23 protein-coding genes are annotated in these 19,267 nt (G+C 37.2%); 14 read left to right on the forward strand and 9 right to left on the reverse strand.

What is annotated here, in order from left to right; genetic code table 11:
- Nucleotides 1-438: 438 nt before the first annotated feature.
- The 4 genes from pdhA (at nt 439) to lpdA (ending at nt 5,358) form a co-directional block, all read left to right on the forward strand.
- Complete coding sequence (gene pdhA / locus FA727_RS02825) at nt 439-1,554, forward strand: pyruvate dehydrogenase (acetyl-transferring) E1 component subunit alpha (RefSeq protein WP_136829211.1); 1,116 nt, start codon at nt 439-441, stop codon at nt 1,552-1,554.
- 3 nt (nt 1,555-1,557) lie between these two features.
- On the forward strand, nt 1,558-2,535 hold the full coding sequence (locus FA727_RS02830) for an alpha-ketoacid dehydrogenase subunit beta (RefSeq protein ID WP_126408457.1): 978 nt from the start codon (nt 1,558-1,560) through the stop codon (nt 2,533-2,535).
- A gap of 116 nt (nt 2,536-2,651) precedes the next feature.
- Nucleotides 2,652-3,941, forward strand: a complete 1,290-nt coding sequence (locus tag FA727_RS02835) for a dihydrolipoamide acetyltransferase family protein (RefSeq protein WP_136829212.1) — start codon at nt 2,652-2,654, stop codon at nt 3,939-3,941.
- Nucleotides 3,942-3,945: 4 nt separating this feature from the next.
- On the forward strand, nt 3,946-5,358 hold the full coding sequence (lpdA, locus tag FA727_RS02840; RefSeq protein ID WP_136829213.1) for a dihydrolipoyl dehydrogenase: 1,413 nt from the start codon (nt 3,946-3,948) through the stop codon (nt 5,356-5,358).
- A gap of 250 nt (nt 5,359-5,608) precedes the next feature.
- Here lpdA and FA727_RS02845 read toward each other — a convergent pair whose 3' ends face one another.
- On the reverse strand, nt 5,609-5,983 hold the full coding sequence (locus tag FA727_RS02845) for a small peptidoglycan-associated lipoprotein (protein WP_136829214.1): 375 nt from the start codon (nt 5,981-5,983) through the stop codon (nt 5,609-5,611).
- 254 nt (nt 5,984-6,237) lie between these two features.
- Here FA727_RS02845 and FA727_RS02850 point away from each other — a divergent pair, with 254 nt between their 5' ends.
- Both FA727_RS02850 and FA727_RS02855 read left to right on the forward strand, forming a co-directional pair.
- Complete coding sequence (locus FA727_RS02850) at nt 6,238-6,483, forward strand: hypothetical protein (RefSeq protein WP_306461648.1); 246 nt, start codon at nt 6,238-6,240, stop codon at nt 6,481-6,483.
- A 51-nt stretch (nt 6,484-6,534) separates the two neighbouring features.
- Nucleotides 6,535-7,374, forward strand: a complete 840-nt coding sequence (locus FA727_RS02855) for a polysaccharide deacetylase family protein (protein WP_438646619.1) — start codon at nt 6,535-6,537, stop codon at nt 7,372-7,374.
- A gap of 37 nt (nt 7,375-7,411) precedes the next feature.
- Here the strand turns inward: FA727_RS02855 and FA727_RS02860 are convergent, their stop codons facing one another.
- From FA727_RS02860 to FA727_RS02870, 3 genes are all read right to left on the reverse strand, one after another.
- Nucleotides 7,412-7,846, reverse strand: a complete 435-nt coding sequence (locus FA727_RS02860) for a DUF1885 family protein (RefSeq protein WP_136829217.1) — start codon at nt 7,844-7,846, stop codon at nt 7,412-7,414.
- Between the two features lie 394 nt (nt 7,847-8,240).
- Nucleotides 8,241-8,357, reverse strand: coding sequence for a GapA-binding peptide SR1P (locus FA727_RS02865; protein ID WP_126408466.1), 117 nt, complete (start codon nt 8,355-8,357; stop codon nt 8,241-8,243).
- Between the two features lie 235 nt (nt 8,358-8,592).
- Entirely contained in the window at nt 8,593-10,062 is a 1,470-nt protein-coding gene (locus tag FA727_RS02870; protein WP_136829218.1) for an aminotransferase class I/II-fold pyridoxal phosphate-dependent enzyme, read from the reverse strand.
- Nucleotides 10,063-10,322: 260 nt separating this feature from the next.
- On the opposite strand from FA727_RS02870, the gene FA727_RS02875 reads away from it, so the two are divergent.
- Nucleotides 10,323-10,592, forward strand: coding sequence for a UPF0223 family protein (locus tag FA727_RS02875; RefSeq protein ID WP_136829219.1), 270 nt, complete (start codon nt 10,323-10,325; stop codon nt 10,590-10,592).
- A 130-nt stretch (nt 10,593-10,722) separates the two neighbouring features.
- Here FA727_RS02875 and FA727_RS02880 read toward each other — a convergent pair whose 3' ends face one another.
- Complete coding sequence (locus FA727_RS02880; protein ID WP_136829220.1) at nt 10,723-11,343, reverse strand: YktB family protein; 621 nt, start codon at nt 11,341-11,343, stop codon at nt 10,723-10,725.
- Nucleotides 11,344-11,511: 168 nt separating this feature from the next.
- On the opposite strand from FA727_RS02880, the gene FA727_RS02885 reads away from it, so the two are divergent.
- Both FA727_RS02885 and FA727_RS02890 read left to right on the forward strand, forming a co-directional pair.
- Nucleotides 11,512-11,706 (forward strand): YkzI domain-containing protein, encoded by a 195-nt coding sequence (locus FA727_RS02885; protein ID WP_136829221.1) that lies wholly within the window; start codon nt 11,512-11,514, stop codon nt 11,704-11,706.
- A gap of 197 nt (nt 11,707-11,903) precedes the next feature.
- The gene (locus FA727_RS02890; RefSeq protein WP_136829222.1) at nt 11,904-12,701 is read left to right on the forward strand and encodes an inositol monophosphatase family protein; all 798 of its coding nucleotides are present in this window, start codon (nt 11,904-11,906) and stop codon (nt 12,699-12,701) included.
- 46 nt (nt 12,702-12,747) lie between these two features.
- Here the strand turns inward: FA727_RS02890 and FA727_RS02895 are convergent, their stop codons facing one another.
- Entirely contained in the window at nt 12,748-12,933 is a 186-nt protein-coding gene (locus tag FA727_RS02895) for a YlaF family protein (protein WP_136829223.1), read from the reverse strand.
- A 154-nt stretch (nt 12,934-13,087) separates the two neighbouring features.
- Between FA727_RS02895 and typA the strand changes: the two genes are divergently transcribed.
- Genes typA through FA727_RS02910 form a run of 3 tightly spaced genes read left to right on the forward strand, consistent with a single transcriptional unit; the run spans nt 13,088 to nt 15,571 of the window.
- Nucleotides 13,088-14,926, forward strand: coding sequence for a translational GTPase TypA (gene typA / locus FA727_RS02900; RefSeq protein WP_136829224.1), 1,839 nt, complete (start codon nt 13,088-13,090; stop codon nt 14,924-14,926).
- A gap of 24 nt (nt 14,927-14,950) precedes the next feature.
- Nucleotides 14,951-15,271 carry a YlaH-like family protein gene (locus tag FA727_RS02905; RefSeq protein ID WP_136829225.1) on the forward strand — a complete coding sequence of 107 codons (321 nt, stop codon included), beginning with the start codon at nt 14,951-14,953 and terminating at the stop codon, nt 15,269-15,271.
- Nucleotides 15,272-15,283: 12 nt separating this feature from the next.
- Entirely contained in the window at nt 15,284-15,571 is a 288-nt protein-coding gene (locus tag FA727_RS02910) for a hypothetical protein (RefSeq protein WP_136829226.1), read from the forward strand.
- An 84-nt stretch (nt 15,572-15,655) separates the two neighbouring features.
- Here the strand turns inward: FA727_RS02910 and FA727_RS02915 are convergent, their stop codons facing one another.
- Both FA727_RS02915 and FA727_RS02920 read right to left on the reverse strand, forming a co-directional pair.
- The gene (locus FA727_RS02915; RefSeq protein WP_136829227.1) at nt 15,656-15,856 is read right to left on the reverse strand and encodes a YlaI family protein; all 201 of its coding nucleotides are present in this window, start codon (nt 15,854-15,856) and stop codon (nt 15,656-15,658) included.
- 162 nt (nt 15,857-16,018) lie between these two features.
- Nucleotides 16,019-16,621, reverse strand: a complete 603-nt coding sequence (locus FA727_RS02920) for a YhcN/YlaJ family sporulation lipoprotein (RefSeq protein WP_136829228.1) — start codon at nt 16,619-16,621, stop codon at nt 16,019-16,021.
- A gap of 187 nt (nt 16,622-16,808) precedes the next feature.
- Here FA727_RS02920 and FA727_RS02925 point away from each other — a divergent pair, with 187 nt between their 5' ends.
- On the forward strand, nt 16,809-18,137 hold the full coding sequence (locus FA727_RS02925; RefSeq protein ID WP_136829229.1) for a PhoH family protein: 1,329 nt from the start codon (nt 16,809-16,811) through the stop codon (nt 18,135-18,137).
- Nucleotides 18,138-18,171: 34 nt separating this feature from the next.
- Here the strand turns inward: FA727_RS02925 and FA727_RS02930 are convergent, their stop codons facing one another.
- Nucleotides 18,172-18,669: a peptidyl-prolyl cis-trans isomerase gene (locus FA727_RS02930; protein WP_136829230.1), complete on the reverse strand. Its 498-nt coding sequence runs from the start codon at nt 18,667-18,669 to the stop codon at nt 18,172-18,174.
- Between the two features lie 181 nt (nt 18,670-18,850).
- Between FA727_RS02930 and FA727_RS02935 the strand changes: the two genes are divergently transcribed.
- Entirely contained in the window at nt 18,851-19,132 is a 282-nt protein-coding gene (locus FA727_RS02935; protein ID WP_126408480.1) for an Fpa/YlaN family protein, read from the forward strand.
- The last annotated feature ends 135 nt before the right edge of the window (nt 19,133-19,267 follow it).

The following is a 19,267-nucleotide window of genomic DNA, read 5'->3' on the forward strand; positions in this document are numbered from 1 at the left end:
TCGAATTGTACTGATTTTTATAGTACAGAAGTCAATTATTTATGGTACAGTTTGAAAAATGCATGATCAGATAAAAACTATGATTAGATTGAAAAAACTTGATACTAAGTAATTGACTATGCTGAATTGCTTGGTGTACACTTAAAACGAAGTTCGTAGTTGTATCAATTTGTTTCACAAAAATTATAATACAGCTTATACTATCAGCAAGTATAAAACGCGCGTTTTATTTGAGCAGTATTGTGGAAAACTACTTTTGGTAGTATGCTTTCCACTATTTTCGCGGTTTTCGGTCAGAATGCGTTGTTTCTAAACAATAAGAAAGTGCCAAATTACGGCTACTTATCCTACATAATGACAAGAAATAAAAATGCATAATGCCTGAGAAACCAAAAATTTAAAAACAATATCCTATTTTATATGAAAGGGGACTTTTTAATGGCTTCTAAAACTAATAAAGCAAGTTTAGATGCAATGAAGCAGCTTGAAAAAGTAGAAGAACAGTTTCAAACGATTCAAATCCTGAATGAAGAAGGAGAGGTCGTAAACGAGGCTGCAATGCCTGAATTAAGTGATGAACAATTACAAGAGCTAATGAAACGTATGGTATACACACGTATTCTTGACCAACGTTCTATCTCTTTAAACAGACAAGGTCGTCTTGGATTCTACGCACCAACTGCTGGTCAAGAGGCTTCTCAGCTTGCTTCCCAGTTCGCTTTAGAAAAAGAAGACTTTATCCTTCCAGGATATCGTGATGTGCCTCAAATGATTTGGCATGGTTTACCGCTATCTCAAGCGTTCTTATGGTCAAGAGGACATCTTAAAGGTGGAGACATTCCAGAAGGCGTTAACGTTATTTCTCCACAAATCATCATTGGTGCTCAATATGTTCAAGCAGCAGGAGTTGCTCTTGGAATGAAGAAGCGCGGTCAAAAATCAGTTGCGATTACTTACACTGGTGACGGTGGTACTTCACAAGGTGATTTCTCTGAGGGAATTAACTTTGCTGGTGCATATAAAGCTCCTGCTATTTTCGTTATTCAAAACAACCAATTCGCGATTTCAACACCACGTGAAAAGCAAACTGCTGCTAAAACATTAGCACAAAAAGCAGTTGCTGCTGGTATCCCAGGTGTTGTTGTTGATGGTATGGATCCACTTGCTGTATATGCAGCTGTTAGAGAAGCTCGTGAGCGTGCAGTAAACGGTGAAGGTCCAACATTGATCGAAACAATGACTTACCGTTATGGTCCACATACAATGGCTGGAGATGACCCAACTCGTTACCGTACATCTGATTTAGATAACGAATGGGAAAAGAAAGATCCACTTGTTCGTTTCCGTAAATTCCTAGAGAAAAAAGGAATTTGGAATGAAGAAATGGAAAATGAAACAATTGAAAGAGCAAAAGAAGATATTAAAGTTGCTATAAAAGAAGCAGATAGTGCTCCAAAGCAAAAGGTAACGGATTTGATCTCAATTATGTATGAAGAGCTTCCGCAAAACCTTGTGGAGCAAAATGAAATATATAAAGAGAAGGAGTCGAAGTAAGCCATGGCGCAAATGACAATGATTCAAGCAATCACGGATGCGTTACGTACTGAATTACGAAATGATCCGAACGTATTAATTTTCGGAGAAGACGTAGGCGTTAACGGCGGGGTTTTCCGTGCTACTGAAGGTCTTCAACAAGAATTCGGCGAAGATCGTGTATTTGACACGCCTCTAGCTGAATCTGGTATCGGTGGATTGGCAGTTGGTCTAAGTTTACAAGGCTTCCGTCCTGTTCCTGAAATCCAGTTCTTTGGTTTCGTATATGAAGTAATGGATTCTATTTCTGGTCAATTAGCGCGTATGCGTTATCGCTCTGGCGGCCGTTATAATGCACCTGTTACAATCCGTTCACCATTTGGTGGTGGTGTACATACACCAGAAATGCACGCAGATAGCTTAGAAGGCTTAATGGCTCAACAACCAGGTTTAAAAGTTGTTATTCCATCAACACCTTACGATGCAAAAGGTCTATTAATTTCTGCAATTCGTGATAACGATCCGGTTATTTTCCTTGAGCATATGAAGCTTTATCGTTCATTCAGACAAGAAGTACCTGAAGGCGAATACACGATTCCACTAGGAAAAGCAGAAGTGAAGCGTGAAGGTTCAGATCTTTCTATTATTACTTATGGTGCAATGGTTCATGAATCAATCAAGGCAGCAGAAGAGCTTGAAAAAGAAGGTTTCTCTGTTGAAGTAGTAGATTTACGTACAGTAAGCCCACTTGATATTGATACAATCATTGCTTCTGTTGAAAAAACAGGCCGCGCAATTGTTGTACAGGAAGCACAAAAATCAGCTGGTGTAGCAGCTAATGTAGTTGCAGAAATTAACGACCGTGCAATCCTTAGCCTAGAAGCTCCAGTATTACGTGTTGCAGCTCCAGATACAGTATTTGCTTTCCCGGAAGCTGAATCTGTATGGCTTCCTAACGTACAAGATATTATTGAAACAAGTAAAAAAGTACTTAATTTCTAATTTTAATTAGAATCGTTAGTTTCAAATATTAAAAGGGTTTAAGGGAAATGGGCTTCCATTTACCCTTAAATTTGATCGGAACAGCAAACAAACATGAATTTTAGGAGGATGAATCAATGGCTTTCCAATTTAGATTGCCGGATATTGGTGAAGGTATCCATGAGGGTGAAATCGTAAAATGGTTTGTAAAACCAGGTGATAAAGTTCAAGAAGATGACGTGCTTTGTGAGGTTCAAAATGATAAGGCAGTCGTTGAAATTCCATCTCCAGTAGAAGGAACAGTTCTAGAAGTACTAGTTGAAGAAGGTACAGTAGCGACAGTAGGTCAAGTACTTATTACCTTCGATGCACCAGGATATGAAGATCTTAAATTTAAAGGTGACGAAGGCCATGATGCACCTGCAGAAGCAGCAACTGCAAAAGCGGAAGAGTCAGCACCTGCAGCTACAGCAGCAAACGCTGACTCAAGCGATCCAAGCCGTCGCATTATCGCAATGCCTTCAGTTCGTAAATATGCACGTGATAAAGGTGTAGATATTCGTCAAGTGAGTGGTTCTGGCGACAATGGTCGTGTACTTAAAGATGATATCGATACATTCTTAAATGGTGGAGCAGCACCAGCAGCGGCTGCAACAACTCAAGAAGCAACAGCTGCACAAGCAGAAACTGCAAAACCAGCAGCAGCTCCAATTCCTGCAGGTCAATATCCTGAAACACGTGAAAAAATGAGCGGTATCCGTAAGGCGATTGCTAAGGCGATGGTTAACTCTAAGCATACAGCTCCACACGTTACTTTAATGGATGAAGTAGATGTTACGAAGCTTGTAGCAAGCCGTAAGAAGTACAAAGAAGTAGCTGCTAACAAAGGAATTAAGCTTACATTCCTTCCTTACGTAGTAAAAGCTTTAACAAGTGCATTACGTGAGTATCCAGCACTAAATACATCATTAGATGATGCAACAAGTGAAATCATTCATAAGCACTACTACAATATCGGTATTGCAGCAGATACTGAAAAAGGTTTATTAGTTCCAGTTGTAAAGGATGCTGACCGTAAGTCTGTATTCAATATCTCTGCAGAAATTAATGAACTTGCAGTTAAAGCTCGTGATGGTAAATTAGCTCCGGACGAAATGAAAGGTGCATCTTGCACAATTTCTAATATTGGTTCTGCTGGTGGACAATGGTTTACTCCAGTAATCAACCATCCAGAAGTTGCGATTCTTGGAATCGGTCGTATTGCAGAGAAGCCAATCATTAAAGATGGTGAAATTGTAGCTGCTCCTGTTCTTGCTTTATCTTTAAGCTTTGACCACCGAATGATCGATGGTGCTACAGCTCAAAATGCTCTAAACCATATTAAGCGTTTATTAAATGACCCAGAATTAATGTTAATGGAGGGGTAATAAAATGGTAGTTGGCGATTTTCCTATTGAAACAGATACTCTTGTCTTAGGGGCAGGTCCTGGTGGTTATGTAGCTGCAATTCGTGCAGCTCAGCTTGGACAAAAAGTTACAATCGTAGAAAAAGGAAACCTTGGTGGTGTTTGTCTTAACGTTGGATGTATTCCTTCGAAAGCGTTAATTTCAGCTGGTCACCGTTATGAAACAGCATTACATTCAGAGTCTCTTGGAATTAAAGCTGAAAACGTAACAGTTGACTTCACAAAGGTTCAAGAATGGAAATCTAGCGTTGTTAACAAGCTAACTAGCGGTGTTGAAGGCCTTTTAAAAGGAAATAAGGTTGAAATCGTACGTGGAGAAGGCTATTTCGTTGATGCGAATACAATTCGTGTTATGGATGATAATTCTGCACAAACTTATAAATTTAAGAATGCGATTATCGCAACTGGTTCTCGTCCGATTGAGATTCCTACTTTCAAGTATACGAATCGTGTTATCAATTCTACTGGTGCTTTAAGCTTACCTGAAATTCCTAAGAAATTAGTTATTATCGGTGGTGGAGTAATCGGTGTTGAGCTTGGAACTGCTTATGCTAACTTCGGAACTGAAGTAACAATTCTTGAAGGAAGCGAAGAGTTATTTGCTGGTGCGTTCGAAAAGCAAATGACATCTATCGTTCAACGTAACCTGAAGAAAAAAGGCGCTGAAATCGTAACAAAAGCACTTGCTAAAGGTGTTGTTGAAAAAGAAGATGGCGTTGTAGTTACTTATGAAGCAAAAGGTGAAGAAGTAACAATTGAAGCAGATTATGTTTTAGTAACAGTTGGACGTCGTCCAAATACAGATGAAATGGGTCTTGAGCAAGTTGGTGTTCAAATGACTGATCGTGGTGTAATCAACATTGATAACCAATGCCGCACAAATATCCCTAACATCTATGCAATCGGTGATATTGTTCCAGGACCACAGCTTGCACATAAAGCTTCTTACGAAGGTAAAATTGCTGCTGAAGCTATTTCTGGACACAATGCACAAATTGATTATCTTGGAATCCCTGCAGTTGTATTCTCTGACCCAGAACTTGCAACAGTTGGTTATACAGAAAAGCAAGCGAAGGATGAAGGAATTGCAGTAGTTGTTGCGAAATTCCCATTTGCTGCAAACGGTCGTGCATTAGCGCTTGATAGCACAGACGGTTTTGTTAAGCTTGTAACTCGTAAAGAAGATGGATTAGTAATTGGTGCACAAATTGCTGGTCCAAGTGCTTCTGATATGATCGCTGAACTTGGTTTAGCAATCGAAGCGGGTATGACAGCTGAAGATTTAGCTCTAACTATCCATGCTCACCCAACTTTAGGTGAAATTACAATGGAAGCTGCAGAAGTTGCTCTAGGTAGCCCAATCCATATCATTAAATAAGAAGGCTCTTTTCGCAAACATTGTTGCTTTTGAGTTATAACTTGGTAAGTGCATTTCAAATTTAAACTCAATTAAAAGACCGATGGCCGCGAAAAGTGCCGAGCAAAAATAATGTGTGAATAGGAACCTCATAGGAGGTGTAAATGTCGGCCGTTGGACATTTACGAGAAAAAACACAATCATTACCAAAACACCGAATAAGAATGAAAAAGTCCTTCTCGATGAATTGAGAAGGACTTTTTGTATGGAATCAATTAGTTAGGGCTGCTTCAACGGGTTGAATGATTTCTTCTTTACTACTTTCACCTACAATTTTTACTAAAACCTTGTCGTTCTGGATGACTAAGAGAGCTGGACATTCTTTTATTTCAATGGAATCAAAATAATCCTCTACTTTATTTGGAGATAAGGTTTTCATGTTTTTGAATTCGTTCGGGAATTGTTGTCTCAATTCAATTATCGCATTGTAGTAGGGGGCTTCCGTTTGCAGATTAACAGATTCTGTTTCATCAGATAAAAAAATAATTTGCTTCATACTACTGTCCAAATCTAAAGGGGCGTCTTCGTTGTTCGCGCATGAAGTAGATAAGAATAGGGCCATCAATATTATTGGCAAGACCTTCATAGCATAGCCTCACATTTCCTTCAATAAATTATCGATCAATTGCACTGCAGATTACATAAATTTCAAATTCCAATTTTCTTTTATAGTAACATAGAGGATAACCAAAAAAGGCAATGTCATCCAAATGTTAAAGAAATGAAAAATATCATTTGCAAATTTGTCATACACTAATAATAGTAGTTTGTTTTTAAGGTTGATTTTCAAGCAGGAATAGTAATTTTTCCTTTTAACTTGGTCTGAAAAATAATTAGTAGGTGGTTGTTTTGAAGAATTACGTTGTCCTTTTATTACATTTAATACTTTGGAGTGGCTATACTTTGACTGAGTGGCTGTCAAAGGACGACCAAATTATTTACAATATTTTAATGTTTTTCGTTTTCGTCTATATAGCTGTGATTTTAGGAAATTATATTCTAAAATCAACGAAGAAGACTCTATTAATTACCCTAGCTAGCTTAATACTTTATAGCTCGATTCACGTCACCTTGAATCAGTTCTAGCCGAAAGTCTCTTATTTGCTTACAATAATAATAGACAATGACAATCTTGAGGTGACAGCTTTGAAGAAAATACTTGCAGTGCTCATTATTTTATTGCTATTTGGATGTAGTAACAAAGAGGAGTTATTTAGTAAAGAAGCTGAAGCGACTAATGTAGAAAAAGTAGAGAAAAGTGCCACGCTTTTACAAGAAGAAGCATTAGAGTCAGTGGATGAGTCTTTACCAGAAGATGAGACAGTTGTATCTGTACAAAAGGAACCTCTTTATCGTATTAATCCTACCTCGTGGGCTGTGGAGCCGATAGGAGATGCAAATCAAAAGGTTGTGTTATTGACAATTGATGATGCACCCGATAAGTATGCTCTAGAGATGGCAAATACGCTTAAATTTTTAGGTGTTAAAGCAATATTTTTTGTAAATGGGCATTTTATTGATACAGAAGAAGAAGCAAAGGTTCTTAAGCAAATTCATGATTTAGGATTTCCGATTGGAAATCACACCTATTCTCACAGTCATTTAGCGGAATTAACGGAAAAGGAACAGTACCGAGAAATTGTTTCGTTAAATGACCGAGTTGAAAAGATTATTGGTGAAAGGCCAAAATTTTTCCGAGCTCCTTTCGGAGAAAATACAGATGTCTCAAGAAAGATTGCAGCAAAAGAGAAAATGGTTATGATGAATTGGACATACGGATACGATTGGGTTCCAGAGTTTCAATCTAAGGATGCCATCACAGAAATAATGGTCAATTCACCATTTCTTCATAATGGGGCAAATTTACTCATGCACGACCGGAAATGGACCAATGATGCGCTCGCTGATATTGTTAGAGGATTTGAAGGAAAGGGGTATCAAATTGTGGATACAGACTTAATTAAAACTCTAAATTGATAAAAGAAGACGACAGTAAATGTGTCGTCCTCTTCGGTCATTTTCTAGGATAAAAATACATGATTCTTCCGTTAAATAAATGTAATTCCCCTTTGAGCTTTTTGGCAAGGAATTTACTAAATTCATTTGCCTTTCCTTTATCCCCAAAGGTTGATGTTTCAGGGAGGGTAATTTGGATATAAGTTTGCTCTCGTTCTGTACCGTCTTCATCACGCACAAGCTCATTATCAACACCGAGAAGCATGATATGATAATTGTGTTGTTCTGATTTAAGATAAAACCATTTGCCTTTTCCTTCAGGTTTTTCTTTGATTTCATAAGGAAAAGAGGCTTCCCCATATTGCCAATCGAGTTGTTTCCCTGTTTTTCCGGTTATATCCTTATAATACTGAAACAATTCAATAACATCTTCAGTGGTAACGCTTCCCTTTTCAGATGAAGGTACGAGCTTTATGTATGCATGACTAGACATTTTGCTTCCCCCAATTCTCCCATACATTTTTATCAATTTTAATACAATTATATTCTAGCAAAGTTTTGAAAGGGGTGACAAGTACAAAAGCGCAAGCGTCTTGAACATCGCCGTACAAACTGGAAGGGCCTGTTCTTTCTATAAAGGAAATTTGAATTGCAAGCAATTTACAATTGACTTATGGTAGGTAGTAAAAATGCACTTCAATTTTTACCTGGGGACCTGAAGTTTGCTAGGCGATTGGCGCTCCAACTAAAAGCTATCGATGATTTCCTTATGGAGCTGGACGGAGATATGCCAAGTAAAAAAATATCATTTGATGCGAGAATAAAAAATTCTGAACATAAAAAAAGAGCACTTCTTTGAGTGCTCCGTGTAAATAAAGGAATAGAAATTATTTTTCTTCTTTTGGAGAGTCACAGCATCCACACTTTGCGTAAAGGACAGTTACCTTTTCATCTTCAAAATGATCGATAGTAGCCTCACATGTCTGGCAAACGATAGTGCCCATTTTTCTCACTTCTCCTTTGTAAGATCCTTTATTTATAATTTATTTTAATTATTGCTTCCCATAATAAAAAGTAGGGATTTTATTAAGGAAACAACGATTTTGAAAACGTTTAATTATCTATAAATCAATAATAATATAACACTATTAATATTTCAAGGATAAATTGTATAACACATTTAAGTTTTTTTATGAAAAATAAGACATAAAAAAATCGGCAATAATGCCGATTTTAATGTTATTCGATTGCCTTATGTTCTTTTATTACTCTTAGCATACGTGCATCAAAGTTCTCTGGTCCTTGAACAGGGAGGCCAGCTTCAATATTTTTCTTAATGTAAAGGAGATTATCCTTTGTGATAATTTCACCAGGGATGAAAATTGGAATACCTGGTGGGTATACCATAATAAACTCAGCAATAATTCTTCCTTCTGATTCATCAAATGGAACAAGCTCAGTTTCTGCATAAAATGCATCTCTAGGTGTTAAAGAGAGTAATGGAATATCCGGTAACAGTACCTTAGCATCAAGTGCCTGCGTTTTTTCAATACGCATTGTTGATAGCTCGCGAAGTGCCTTTAATAAAATGTCGGCTTCGTTTTTCGTATCACCAGGTGTGACAATACAAAGAATGTTATACAGGTCGGAAAGTTCAACTTCAATATTGTACATTCCTCTTAGCCATTTTTCGACTTCAAATCCAGTAATGCCAAGTTCTTTTACAGAGATAATCAATTTGGTTGGGTCATAATCGAACGTTGCTTTTGAACCGAGAATTTCCTCCCCGACGCAAAATAGATGCTCCATTTCATTGATTTCATTACGAATATAATTAGCCAATTGAATGGTTCTATCAATCAGTTCGTGACCTTTTATCGCAAGTTGCTTACGTGCAGTATCTAAAGAGGCCAATAGTAAGTATGAAGTGGATGTCGTCGTTAACATACTTAATATGGATTGTACTCGTTTTGGAGAAACAAGGTTGCCTCTAACATTCAAAATAGAACTTTGAGTCATTGAGCCACCAAGCTTATGAACGCTGGTTGCAGCCATATCCGCCCCAGCTTGCATTGCGGACATCGGCAATTCTTCATGGAAGTGAATATGAACACCATGTGCTTCATCAACTAAGACAGGCACATTATGTGAATGAGCAATTTCAACAATTTTTCTTAAATCAGCAGAGATTCCAAAATAAGTTGGATTAATAACCAGTATTCCTTTTGCATCTGGATGTTGTTCCAATGCTTTCTCAACTGACTCTGTAGTGATCCCGTGGGAGATCCCTAAGCGCTCATCGACTTCTGGATGAATAAAGACAGGTATCGCACCTGAGAAAATAATCGCTGACATGACTGATTTATGTACATTACGAGGTACGATGATTTTGTCTCCAGGGCCACATACTGCCATCACCATGGTCATGATTGCTCCGCTAGTACCTTGGACCGAAAAGAATGTATAATCCGCACCAAAAGCTTCAGCAGCCAAATCTTGAGCTTGTTTGATAATCCCTTTAGGAGCGTGCAAGTCGTCCAATGGTCCGATATTAATCAGATCGATGGATAATGCATTTTCTCCAATAAAGTTTTTGAAATCAGGGTCCATTCCTGCACCCTTTTTATGACCGGGTATATGAAATTGAATTGGATTCTTTTTTGCATGTTCAAGTAATCCACTAAAAAGCGGAGTTTCAAATTGTGACAAATTTCTTCCACACCTCTTTACAAATTTTCAATTCTTTGTTGTCTGTTCGTTTTAATAAAGAAATAAAACAAATGAATTATAGCATTATTCATTTTCTGTGCATAGAAAAATATTTAATAATATTTAGTTTTCGATCTTCAAAGGAAAATAACTCATGAAATCAAGGTTTGTTGGATTGAAAAATATGGATAAAAATGATTTGCAATTTATAAGGCAGATCGATACAATCACAATAGTTATAATATGAAGCAGGTGAAAAAATGGAATATCAATATCCGATTGATTATCATTGGTCGACCGAAGAGATCGTCGATGTTATAAAATTTTTTGAACACATTGAAGCAGCTTATGAAAAAGGGATTGAACGGGATAGGTTAATGAGTGCTTATCGTCGTTTTAAAGAAATTGTCCCAAGTAAAGCAGAAGAAAAAAAACTCTGCGGTGAATTTGAAGAGATAAGTGGTTATTCCTCGTATCGTACCATCAAAAAAGCAATAGATGCTGAAAGTGGACAAAAAATAAAAATGTAAGTAAAGAAAGGCTGTTCCGAAGGACCTATAAGGTCGTTTAGGAACAGCCTTTTTTGATATGTTTTTATCGATGCGTTCTAAAAGCAAGCTATATTGCCATAATTGGGCATCAAACCTATTTTATAAAAGTTTAAGCCAATTTATAGAGGGGTAGTAATTCATTAAACACACTTTCAACCTTATTAATAAATTCCTCAGTTGACATAGCTACACACTTTTCTCTCGGAATTTGATAGCCGCATAAAATTTCTGCTTTTTTCACAGTTTGTAGGCGCTCAAACATCGCTTTTAATTCTTCCTTAGATAATTCACTATGGAAAGATACATCAGGCTTCATATGATCACCAGACCAAACAAAGTCCTTGCTCGTCTCTTTATAAATCGCATTAACCTTTTTAGCTAATTTCTGCCCGAGTTCTTCCTTATTAGGTGCTTCATAAATGACAGCAAACCAAATGAATACATGTGTTTCCCATAAACCAATTTGAAAATGTGGCAACATTTTATACCCACGAGGATTACTTGCAAAAGCCACCCAAGTATCCTTTGGGGGATTTACAGTTCTCCTTGCGTGCTTAGCTACATGAGCAAACATTTCTGTCCCAGTCATAGTCGCCAAAGTTGGAGCAAAGTGTTGACCGAGAGCTTCTAGCTTAGGTCTAATAGTAGTCTTTAATGCATCCATTCGTGGTTCAAAGCCATCTATTTTAAAAACATCAAAATCTTGAACAGTAAATCCTGAAAAAGTCATGTTTCTCCCTCCTTAATCTATGTCAAATATTGTAGCATATTGTGGATTATTCGGAAAAGAAGAAGGCTCGAACCCGAAAATTCGCCAGGTTTAGGCAATAACACAAATTTGTTGCATATAAAAAATACCCTCATAAGATATTAAAAGAATTGAAAGGGGTGAAGTGGATTGAAACAACTAATGAATTCTTTAACTAAGAAAGATCCTGAAAAAGAACGAAAAGCGATGTTAAGACTTGAAATGGATTATGAGCTTCTTACTCTTTTTGATGCAATGGCTGACAATAATGAAACTCAAAAGGTAAAAAGTAAAGCGAAGCTTGAAAAAATTAGAACGGAACTTTTAAAATTAAGAGCTCTATGAACCAAGGAGAACTGTAAATATGGATAATATGAGCGGTGATTTGGACAATACTTCATAGAACGAATTCCTAAGATATAAGAGGGAATTCGTTTTTTATTTTTCGGGCTAGGGAAAAGTAATATAAGTTGAACCGTACACTGAGATCCATTACCCTATTAATAAGTAGAAAATATACAAAGATAGGAAGCTGATGAGCGGTGCATGAAAATGAAATCTTAATTTATGCGAAAAGCTGGATTAAAGAGGCCGGAGAACGGATTAAGAAATCCTTCCAAACGACGTTAAATATTGAAACGAAATCAAATGCAAATGATCTTGTTACTAATATCGATAAAGAGACAGAACAGTTCTTTATTACAAAAATTAATCAGCAGTTTCCAGAGCATCGTATATTAGGAGAAGAAGGAAACGGGGATGAACTTGAAGAATTAGGTGGCGTCGTTTGGATTATTGACCCAATCGATGGAACGATGAACTTTGTGCACCAGCAAAGAAATTTTGCTATTTCAATCGGAATTTATGAGAACGGAGTTGGCAAGATCGGACTTATTTATGATGTCGTTCATGATGAGTTATATCATGCTGTAAAGGGAAAAGGTGCCCATTTTAATGATAAAGCATTACCAAAATTAAATGAGGTTTCGGTTTCAGAGGCAATAATTGGCTTAAATGCAACTTGGGTTACACCGAATCGGAGAATCGATCCATTAATATTAGGAACCTTAGTAAGGGATGTTCGTGGAACGAGGTCGTATGGGTCTGCTGCAATTGAAATTGCTCAAGTGGCAGCTGGGAGACTAGATGCTTACATTACGATGAGATTATCACCATGGGATTTTGCTGCGGGTCTTATTTTAATGGAAGAGGTTGGAGGGGTCTCAACTACACTTAAAGGAGAACCAATACAGATATTGCAACAAAACTCTATCTTTATTTCTAAGCCAGGCTTACATAAATCAATCCTGGAGAACTATTTACAGGGCAAAGAATGGTAAAAGGAAAACTGGGGAAGCCCGGTTTTCCTTTTACTTTTACAATAATTTATAATTTCCCGCTTTCGCGCATTTTCTTTTTCGTTTTGAAGCCAAATCCCATCACAAATATAAAAGCGACTAATGTAAGAATAATTCCGATAGGACTTCTATAACTAACGGCAATGCCTGTCCCCATCAAGCATACAACAGCTGCTAATGCTAAAAATAAAAATGGCCACTTGATTTGATTCATGTCAAATCCCCCTTATTTTCCGAAAAAAAGCTCTATTCATTTATATTTTACATAAAAAGCTATTAGGTTTCTACAACAAATGTGTTATAATATTTCAGTTAGACTGCAAAATATAAATAAAGTTTTAGATTGAATAAAGGTAGGAGTGGAATTTTTGAAACTAAGAGAAGATATTCGCAACATCGCGATCATTGCCCACGTTGACCACGGGAAAACAACTTTGGTTGACCAATTGTTAAAACAATCTGGTACTTTCCGTACGAATGAACACGTGGAAGAACGTGCAATGGATTCGAACGACATTGAAAGAGAACGTGGAATCACGATTTTAGCGAAAAATACAGCGATTCAATATAAAGACAAAAGAATTAACATTCTCGATACACCAGGACATGCTGATTTTGGTGGAGAAGTTGAACGTATCATGAAAATGGTAGATGGTGTGCTACTAGTTGTAGATGCATATGAAGGTTGTATGCCACAAACTCGTTTCGTTCTAAAGAAAGCTTTAGAGCAAAACTTAACACCAATTGTAGTTGTAAACAAAATTGACCGTGACTTTGCACGTCCAACTGAAGTAATTGATGAAGTACTTGATTTGTTCATCGAATTAGATGCAAACGAAGACCAATTAGAGTTCCCGGTTGTTTATGCTTCAGCTATTAACGGTACTGCAAGTGCAGATCCTGAGAAGCAAGATGAAAACATGCAGGTTTTATATGACACAATTGTAGACCATATTCCTGCGCCAGTGGATAATCGTGAAGAGCCACTTCAATTCCAAGTAGCATTACTTGATTACAATGACTATGTGGGAAGAATTGGTATCGGACGTGTTTTCCGTGGTACAATGAAAGTTGGACAACAGGTTGCATTAATGAAGTTAGACGGTTCTGTAAAACAATTCCGTGTAACAAAGATCTTTGGTTTCTTCGGTCTAAAGCGTGAAGAAATACAAGAAGCTGTTGCAGGTGATCTAGTAGCTGTATCTGGAATGGAAGACATTAACGTTGGTGAGACTGTATGTCCTGTTGAACACCAAGAAGCACTACCGGTTTTAAGAATTGATGAACCAACTCTACAAATGACATTCCTAGTTAATAACAGTCCATTCGCTGGTCGCGAAGGAAAGTTCGTGACGGCAAGAAAAATCGAAGAGCGTCTACGTGCTCAATTACAAACAGATGTAAGCTTACGTGTTGAAAATACAGATTCTCCAGATGCATGGGTTGTTTCTGGTCGTGGTGAGTTACATTTATCCATCCTAATTGAAAATATGCGTCGTGAAGGCTATGAGCTTCAGGTAAGTAAGCCAGAAGTAATTGTTAAAGTTATTGATGGAGTACGTTGTGAGCCTGTAGAGCGTGTACAAATTGATGTACCTGAAGAAAACACAGGTGCAATCATGGAGTCAATGGGTGCCCGTAAAGGCGAAATGCTTGATATGATTAATAATGGTTCAGGTCAAGTTCGACTAATCTTTATGGTTCCAGCACGTGGATTAATTGGTTATACAACTGAATTCTTAACGTTAACTCGTGGATTTGGTATCATTAATCATACATTCGATAGCTACCAACCAATGGCTCAAGGTCAAGTTGGAGGACGTCGTCAAGGTGTACTTGTTTCAATGGAAACAGGAAAAGCGTCAACTTACGGAATTATGCAGGTTGAAGACCGTGGAGTTATCTTTGTAGATGCAGGAACAGAAATCTACGAAGGTATGATCGTTGGAGAACATAACAGAGAAAATGATCTTACAGTTAATATCACAAAAGTGAAGCATGCAACGAATGTTCGTTCAGCTACAAAAGATCAAACGAATGTAATGAAGAAACCAAGAATCATGACTCTAGAAGAATCATTAGAGTATTTAAATGATGATGAGTACTGTGAAGTTACACCAGAATCAATTCGTCTTCGTAAGAAAATCCTTGAAAAAGGTGAAAGAGAAAGAGTTACGAAGAAAAAGAAAGCTGTTGAAATGAACTAGTGCTTTAAAGGGGAGTATAGGAGAATGGATATTACTGAACGTCTGACGTTTTTCGCTGCGCTGTTTAAAGTGAATGAAAACCCAAAGTTAGGTATGTGGCTGCTCTATATTACGATTATTCTTCTATGTGTGGTCGTATATAAACTAGGGTTTGCCAGAAAGCTACCAATGTTAAAAAATGTAGTCATCTACTCCTTTTTAGCATTAGGATGTACAATCCTTACATTCTTTGCTGTCTTTTTACCAATTGCCGAAGGGCTTGTAGTGGCTGCTTTAATCTTGATTATTTACAAAATCCGTTTACATCAAGAAAAGAAACAGCAAAGCCAAGGAAATGAAGTATAAAGGGGAAGCTTTATGAATTCATTACAAGATGCGCTTTATAACTGGTTAACGATTAAAGTCGTTATCGATGAACGTCCTGATGACACGGCTGCAGTTGAAACCGAAAAAACGTTTTATGATATGTTGAAGGATGACCATTCCCTTACAAACATTGAAGTCACCAAGGATAACGAGATGTATTATGTTCAGTTCGAACATGAGGGAGAGAGAAAAAAACAGAGATTTCCTCGAGAACTGATCGAAGTAATGCTTGATCAAATCAATCAGCAGCCAGAACGGTACCGCAATTATCCCGTTTAAATGTAAAAATCCGCTCTCTTTTAAAGGGGAGCGGATTTTTGTTTAGCACTAGCCGATAGGCGGGCGCTCTTTGAACTTTTCTAATTACCATTCATCGTCTTCGCTATTTGAACGATAAAGCCTGAAGTTTCCAGTGGCGATTCTTTGGTTTGTTTTCTCTGTAATTCTTTCTTCGCATGGTTTACACATAAATGTATGGATAGGGCGGTTTCTTAATCGTTTCGCTTGAAATGAATCATCTTCAATTGATTGAATTTGATCACATATGACACATTTAACTCTCATGATAACACCTCTTCATGAATAACTAACTTGTTTTTTAGTATAACATTCAATTCATAATTGTCCTAGCTTCAATTAGAAGAACGTCCTACAACTCGAAAAAATAGAAGGAGCTTAACCGTTTTGGGGTTAAGCTCCTTTAGTTATTTACTTTGAAATTGTAGTTTAATCCATATGATTATTGGATTGGTCATTTTGTTCTTTCTCTAATTTCTTAGTTTCTGAATTATTTAGTTTTTCTTTCTGTTCATCCACTTGATTTTTCTTCGCATCAGGATCAATGATATCGGCTGGTACCTCAGGCATTAATCGGCCCGAAATATCAGCAAGCTCATTGATAATTCCTTGTATAGGCTCGCCGTTACGAATATCATCGGCTATTTCACCAATACGAGCTGTCATATCAGGGTCAGCGACGACTATAGCGCGTGCTCCGTGTGGGTCGTGTTTTAGGCTCTCTGCCACAGAATATTTAATGGCACCTACTTCAGAACGTTCGATGTTTTCTTTTACATCAATGCCTACAATTGCATATCTTCCTAGTACAACGGCGGTAGCATCATTCACATCCGGAATGCTAGTTGCTAAATCAACAAGATGCTCGGATATTTCTTGACCAGTTTGGCGGTCGACATTTTGAATGGTTGAATTTTTGACGTTTAAAGGTTTATTATCCTGATTATTGTTTCCTTCGTTGGCATTGTTATTATTCGCTCCACACCCAGAAATAAGTGCTAAAAGTAAAATGAAAATGAACCCTTTCTTCATATGGTAATACACCTCCAAAAGTTGCTAATCAAAATCATAATTAATGGAAAATCTGTAATGATTCATTATGTTTATTGTGTAAAACTTCTTCTATCTTTATTCGAAAAATCATATATTTTACAAAAGCTCTACCTATCCAATGGGATAAACCTACAAACAAAGACCTAAGAGGAGCAGGAGGCAATGGATGACAAAAATATATGTGTTAGATACGAATGTCTTGTTACAGGACCCGTACTCCATCTTTTCATTTGAAGACAATGAAGTAGTAATTCCAGCAGTAGTACTCGAAGAAGTCGATTCCAAAAAGCGTAATATGGATGAGATCGGCAGAAACGCGAGACAAGTATCCAGACTCATTGATGGCTTAAGACAAAACGGGAAACTGCATGAGAAAATTCCTCTTGAAAATGGCGGTGCTTTACGAATTGAATTGAATCATCGATCATTCCACCAGCTACAGGATATTTTTGTAGAAAAGACAAATGATAATCGTATTCTGGCAGTTGCCAAAAATTTATCCCTCGAAGAAGACACGAAGTTGGAAGGAAGAAGGGTAATTTTAGTTAGTAAAGATACATTAGTGAGAGTCAAGGCAGACGCAATTGGCCTTTATTCTGAGGATTTCTTAAGTGATAGGGTAGTTGAAAATGATCATATTTATACTGGCGTTCTTGAGCAATTTGTTGATATTACATTACTGAATAGTTTTTATGAAAAAAAGGAGATTCCAGCATTTGAATTTCCTAATCTTACACTTTACCCCAACCAATTCTTGATCATGAAGGATACATTAGGTTCTTCGTCTTCTGCAATTGGAATGGTAGACCAAACAGGAAAAATGATACGAAAGCTTGTATTTGACCATGATCATATTTGGGGAATTCGCTCCCGAAATGTGCACCAAACAATGGCGATTGAGCTTTTACTAAGAAAAGATATTTCATTAGTTACGCTTATAGGTAAAGCAGGAACTGGGAAAACATTACTGGCGTTAGCCTCTGGACTTATGCAAACAGAGGATTTTGGGGATTACAAAAAATTATTAGTTGCAAGACCAATCGTACCAGTTGGGAAAGATATTGGTTTTTTACCAGGGGAAAAGCAAGAGAAGCTTCGCCCGTGGATGCAACCGATATATGATAATTTGGAGTACTTGTTTAATGTGAAAAAGCCTGGGGAGTTAGACGCAATTTTGGCTGGGATGGGGTCTATCGAAGTAGAAGCCTTAACTTATATTCGCGGTAGAAGCATTCCTGACCAATTCATAATTATCGATGAAGCGCAAAATTTAACGAAGCATGAGGTAAAAACGATTTTGACGAGAGTAGGGGAAAGAAGCAAAATTGTCTTGATGGGTGACCCAGAGCAAATCGACCACCCATACCTAGATGCCTATAACAACGGCCTTACATACGTTGTGGAAAAGTTTAAAAATGAAACCATTTCCGGTCATGTAAAGTTATTTAAAGGTGAACGTTCAGGACTTGCACAGCTCGCAGCAGATTTATTGTAAACAAAAAAAACTTCCATCACAAAGGTGGAAGTTTTTATTCTACACGAAATTCTTTCACGTTTCTAATTGGATTGTTAAAATTAGAGCCATCCCCATAATAGCAATGGACCGGACCATCTTCTCGCAATGGTTTTCCATCTATAGAGAAACCTAAAACCATTTGTTCAGCAATTTCTAATGGAAGTTTTACTTCACCTTCATCCGAGATTATAATCAGATGGCTTGCCTCTTCTAGAACTTCAGCATTTTTTAAAAATGGCTCAAAAGGAATACAGAACGTGCCAGTGATTAATTCTTCTTTTATAAATTTCTTTTCAGTCTTCAAGGTTGGTGGAACGATTGCACCTTCGATAATTTCGCGATCCCAATGCTTAGAAACTTCTTTTGTGTATTCTTCTAGTGAATCTTTTTCTTCTTTTTCGTCATGGAAAAATGAATGCAATTCTTGCTTTCTGTCATCAAAAATCCATACGCTAGGATCTAAGGTTATGCTATATTTTACTTTGCCGGAGATAAGTACGATTGATTCCATGGTTGCCTCCTATTTATCAATAGATTAAGTATAACGATAATATTGCAAATTGTCATATCTTCAGACTTTTTAAGATATTTTTGGAAAAAAGTAGCGATAGTCCCTATTGTTCTTGCAATTTTCATCTTTTGCAGTTAAAATTTATAGATAGGATAATCGCTCGGAAACGGGGGGATCAAGGTTGGCGTCTGAAATGATAGTAGATCATCAAGAAAAAGCCAATGCCTTGTTAAAGGCTGACGCTGATAAAATATTGAAGCTTATAAAAGTGCAGATGGATAACTTAACAATGCCGCAATGTCCTCTATATGAAGAGGTTTTGGACACGCAAATGTTTGGGTTATCACGTGAGATAGATTTTGCTGTTCGCCTCGGATTAATTGAGGATAAAGAAGGAAAAGCTATTTTAGCTGAATTGGAAAGAGAACTTTCTGCTCTGCATGAAGCATCACAAAAAAAATAATAAATAAAAAACTCAAACGTCAATGAAAGATCGTTTGAGTTTTTTTACATAAGGCTGTTTTCATCTGGAAAGACTTTTATTTTTACTGTACCTATAAAGTTAGGTCCTATCATGAAGGGACTCACCTTGTAGTAG

This window comes from Robertmurraya kyonggiensis (genome assembly GCF_005116465.1).
GTDB lineage: Bacteria > Bacillota > Bacilli > Bacillales > Cytobacillaceae > Robertmurraya > Robertmurraya kyonggiensis.

Coding starts and splice junctions, on each gene's coding strand:
- pdhA (WP_136829211.1), top strand. CDS start 439: ATGGCTTCTAAAACTAATAAAGCAAGTTTAGATGCAATGAAGCAGCTT.
- FA727_RS02830 (WP_126408457.1), top strand. CDS start 1,558: ATGGCGCAAATGACAATGATTCAAGCAATCACGGATGCGTTACGTACT.
- FA727_RS02835 (WP_136829212.1), top strand. CDS start 2,652: ATGGCTTTCCAATTTAGATTGCCGGATATTGGTGAAGGTATCCATGAG.
- lpdA (WP_136829213.1), top strand. CDS start 3,946: ATGGTAGTTGGCGATTTTCCTATTGAAACAGATACTCTTGTCTTAGGG.
- FA727_RS02845 (WP_136829214.1), bottom strand. CDS start 5,983: ATGAAGGTCTTGCCAATAATATTGATGGCCCTATTCTTATCTACTTCA.
- FA727_RS02860 (WP_136829217.1), bottom strand. CDS start 7,846: ATGTCTAGTCATGCATACATAAAGCTCGTACCTTCATCTGAAAAGGGA.
- FA727_RS02865 (WP_126408466.1), bottom strand. CDS start 8,357: ATGGGCACTATCGTTTGCCAGACATGTGAGGCTACTATCGATCATTTT.
- FA727_RS02875 (WP_136829219.1), top strand. CDS start 10,323: ATGGAATATCAATATCCGATTGATTATCATTGGTCGACCGAAGAGATC.
- FA727_RS02880 (WP_136829220.1), bottom strand. CDS start 11,343: ATGACTTTTTCAGGATTTACTGTTCAAGATTTTGATGTTTTTAAAATA.
- FA727_RS02895 (WP_136829223.1), bottom strand. CDS start 12,933: ATGAATCAAATCAAGTGGCCATTTTTATTTTTAGCATTAGCAGCTGTT.
- FA727_RS02905 (WP_136829225.1), top strand. CDS start 14,951: ATGGATATTACTGAACGTCTGACGTTTTTCGCTGCGCTGTTTAAAGTG.
- FA727_RS02910 (WP_136829226.1), top strand. CDS start 15,284: ATGAATTCATTACAAGATGCGCTTTATAACTGGTTAACGATTAAAGTC.
- FA727_RS02915 (WP_136829227.1), bottom strand. CDS start 15,856: ATGAGAGTTAAATGTGTCATATGTGATCAAATTCAATCAATTGAAGAT.
- FA727_RS02920 (WP_136829228.1), bottom strand. CDS start 16,621: ATGAAGAAAGGGTTCATTTTCATTTTACTTTTAGCACTTATTTCTGGG.
- FA727_RS02925 (WP_136829229.1), top strand. CDS start 16,809: ATGACAAAAATATATGTGTTAGATACGAATGTCTTGTTACAGGACCCG.
- FA727_RS02930 (WP_136829230.1), bottom strand. CDS start 18,669: ATGGAATCAATCGTACTTATCTCCGGCAAAGTAAAATATAGCATAACC.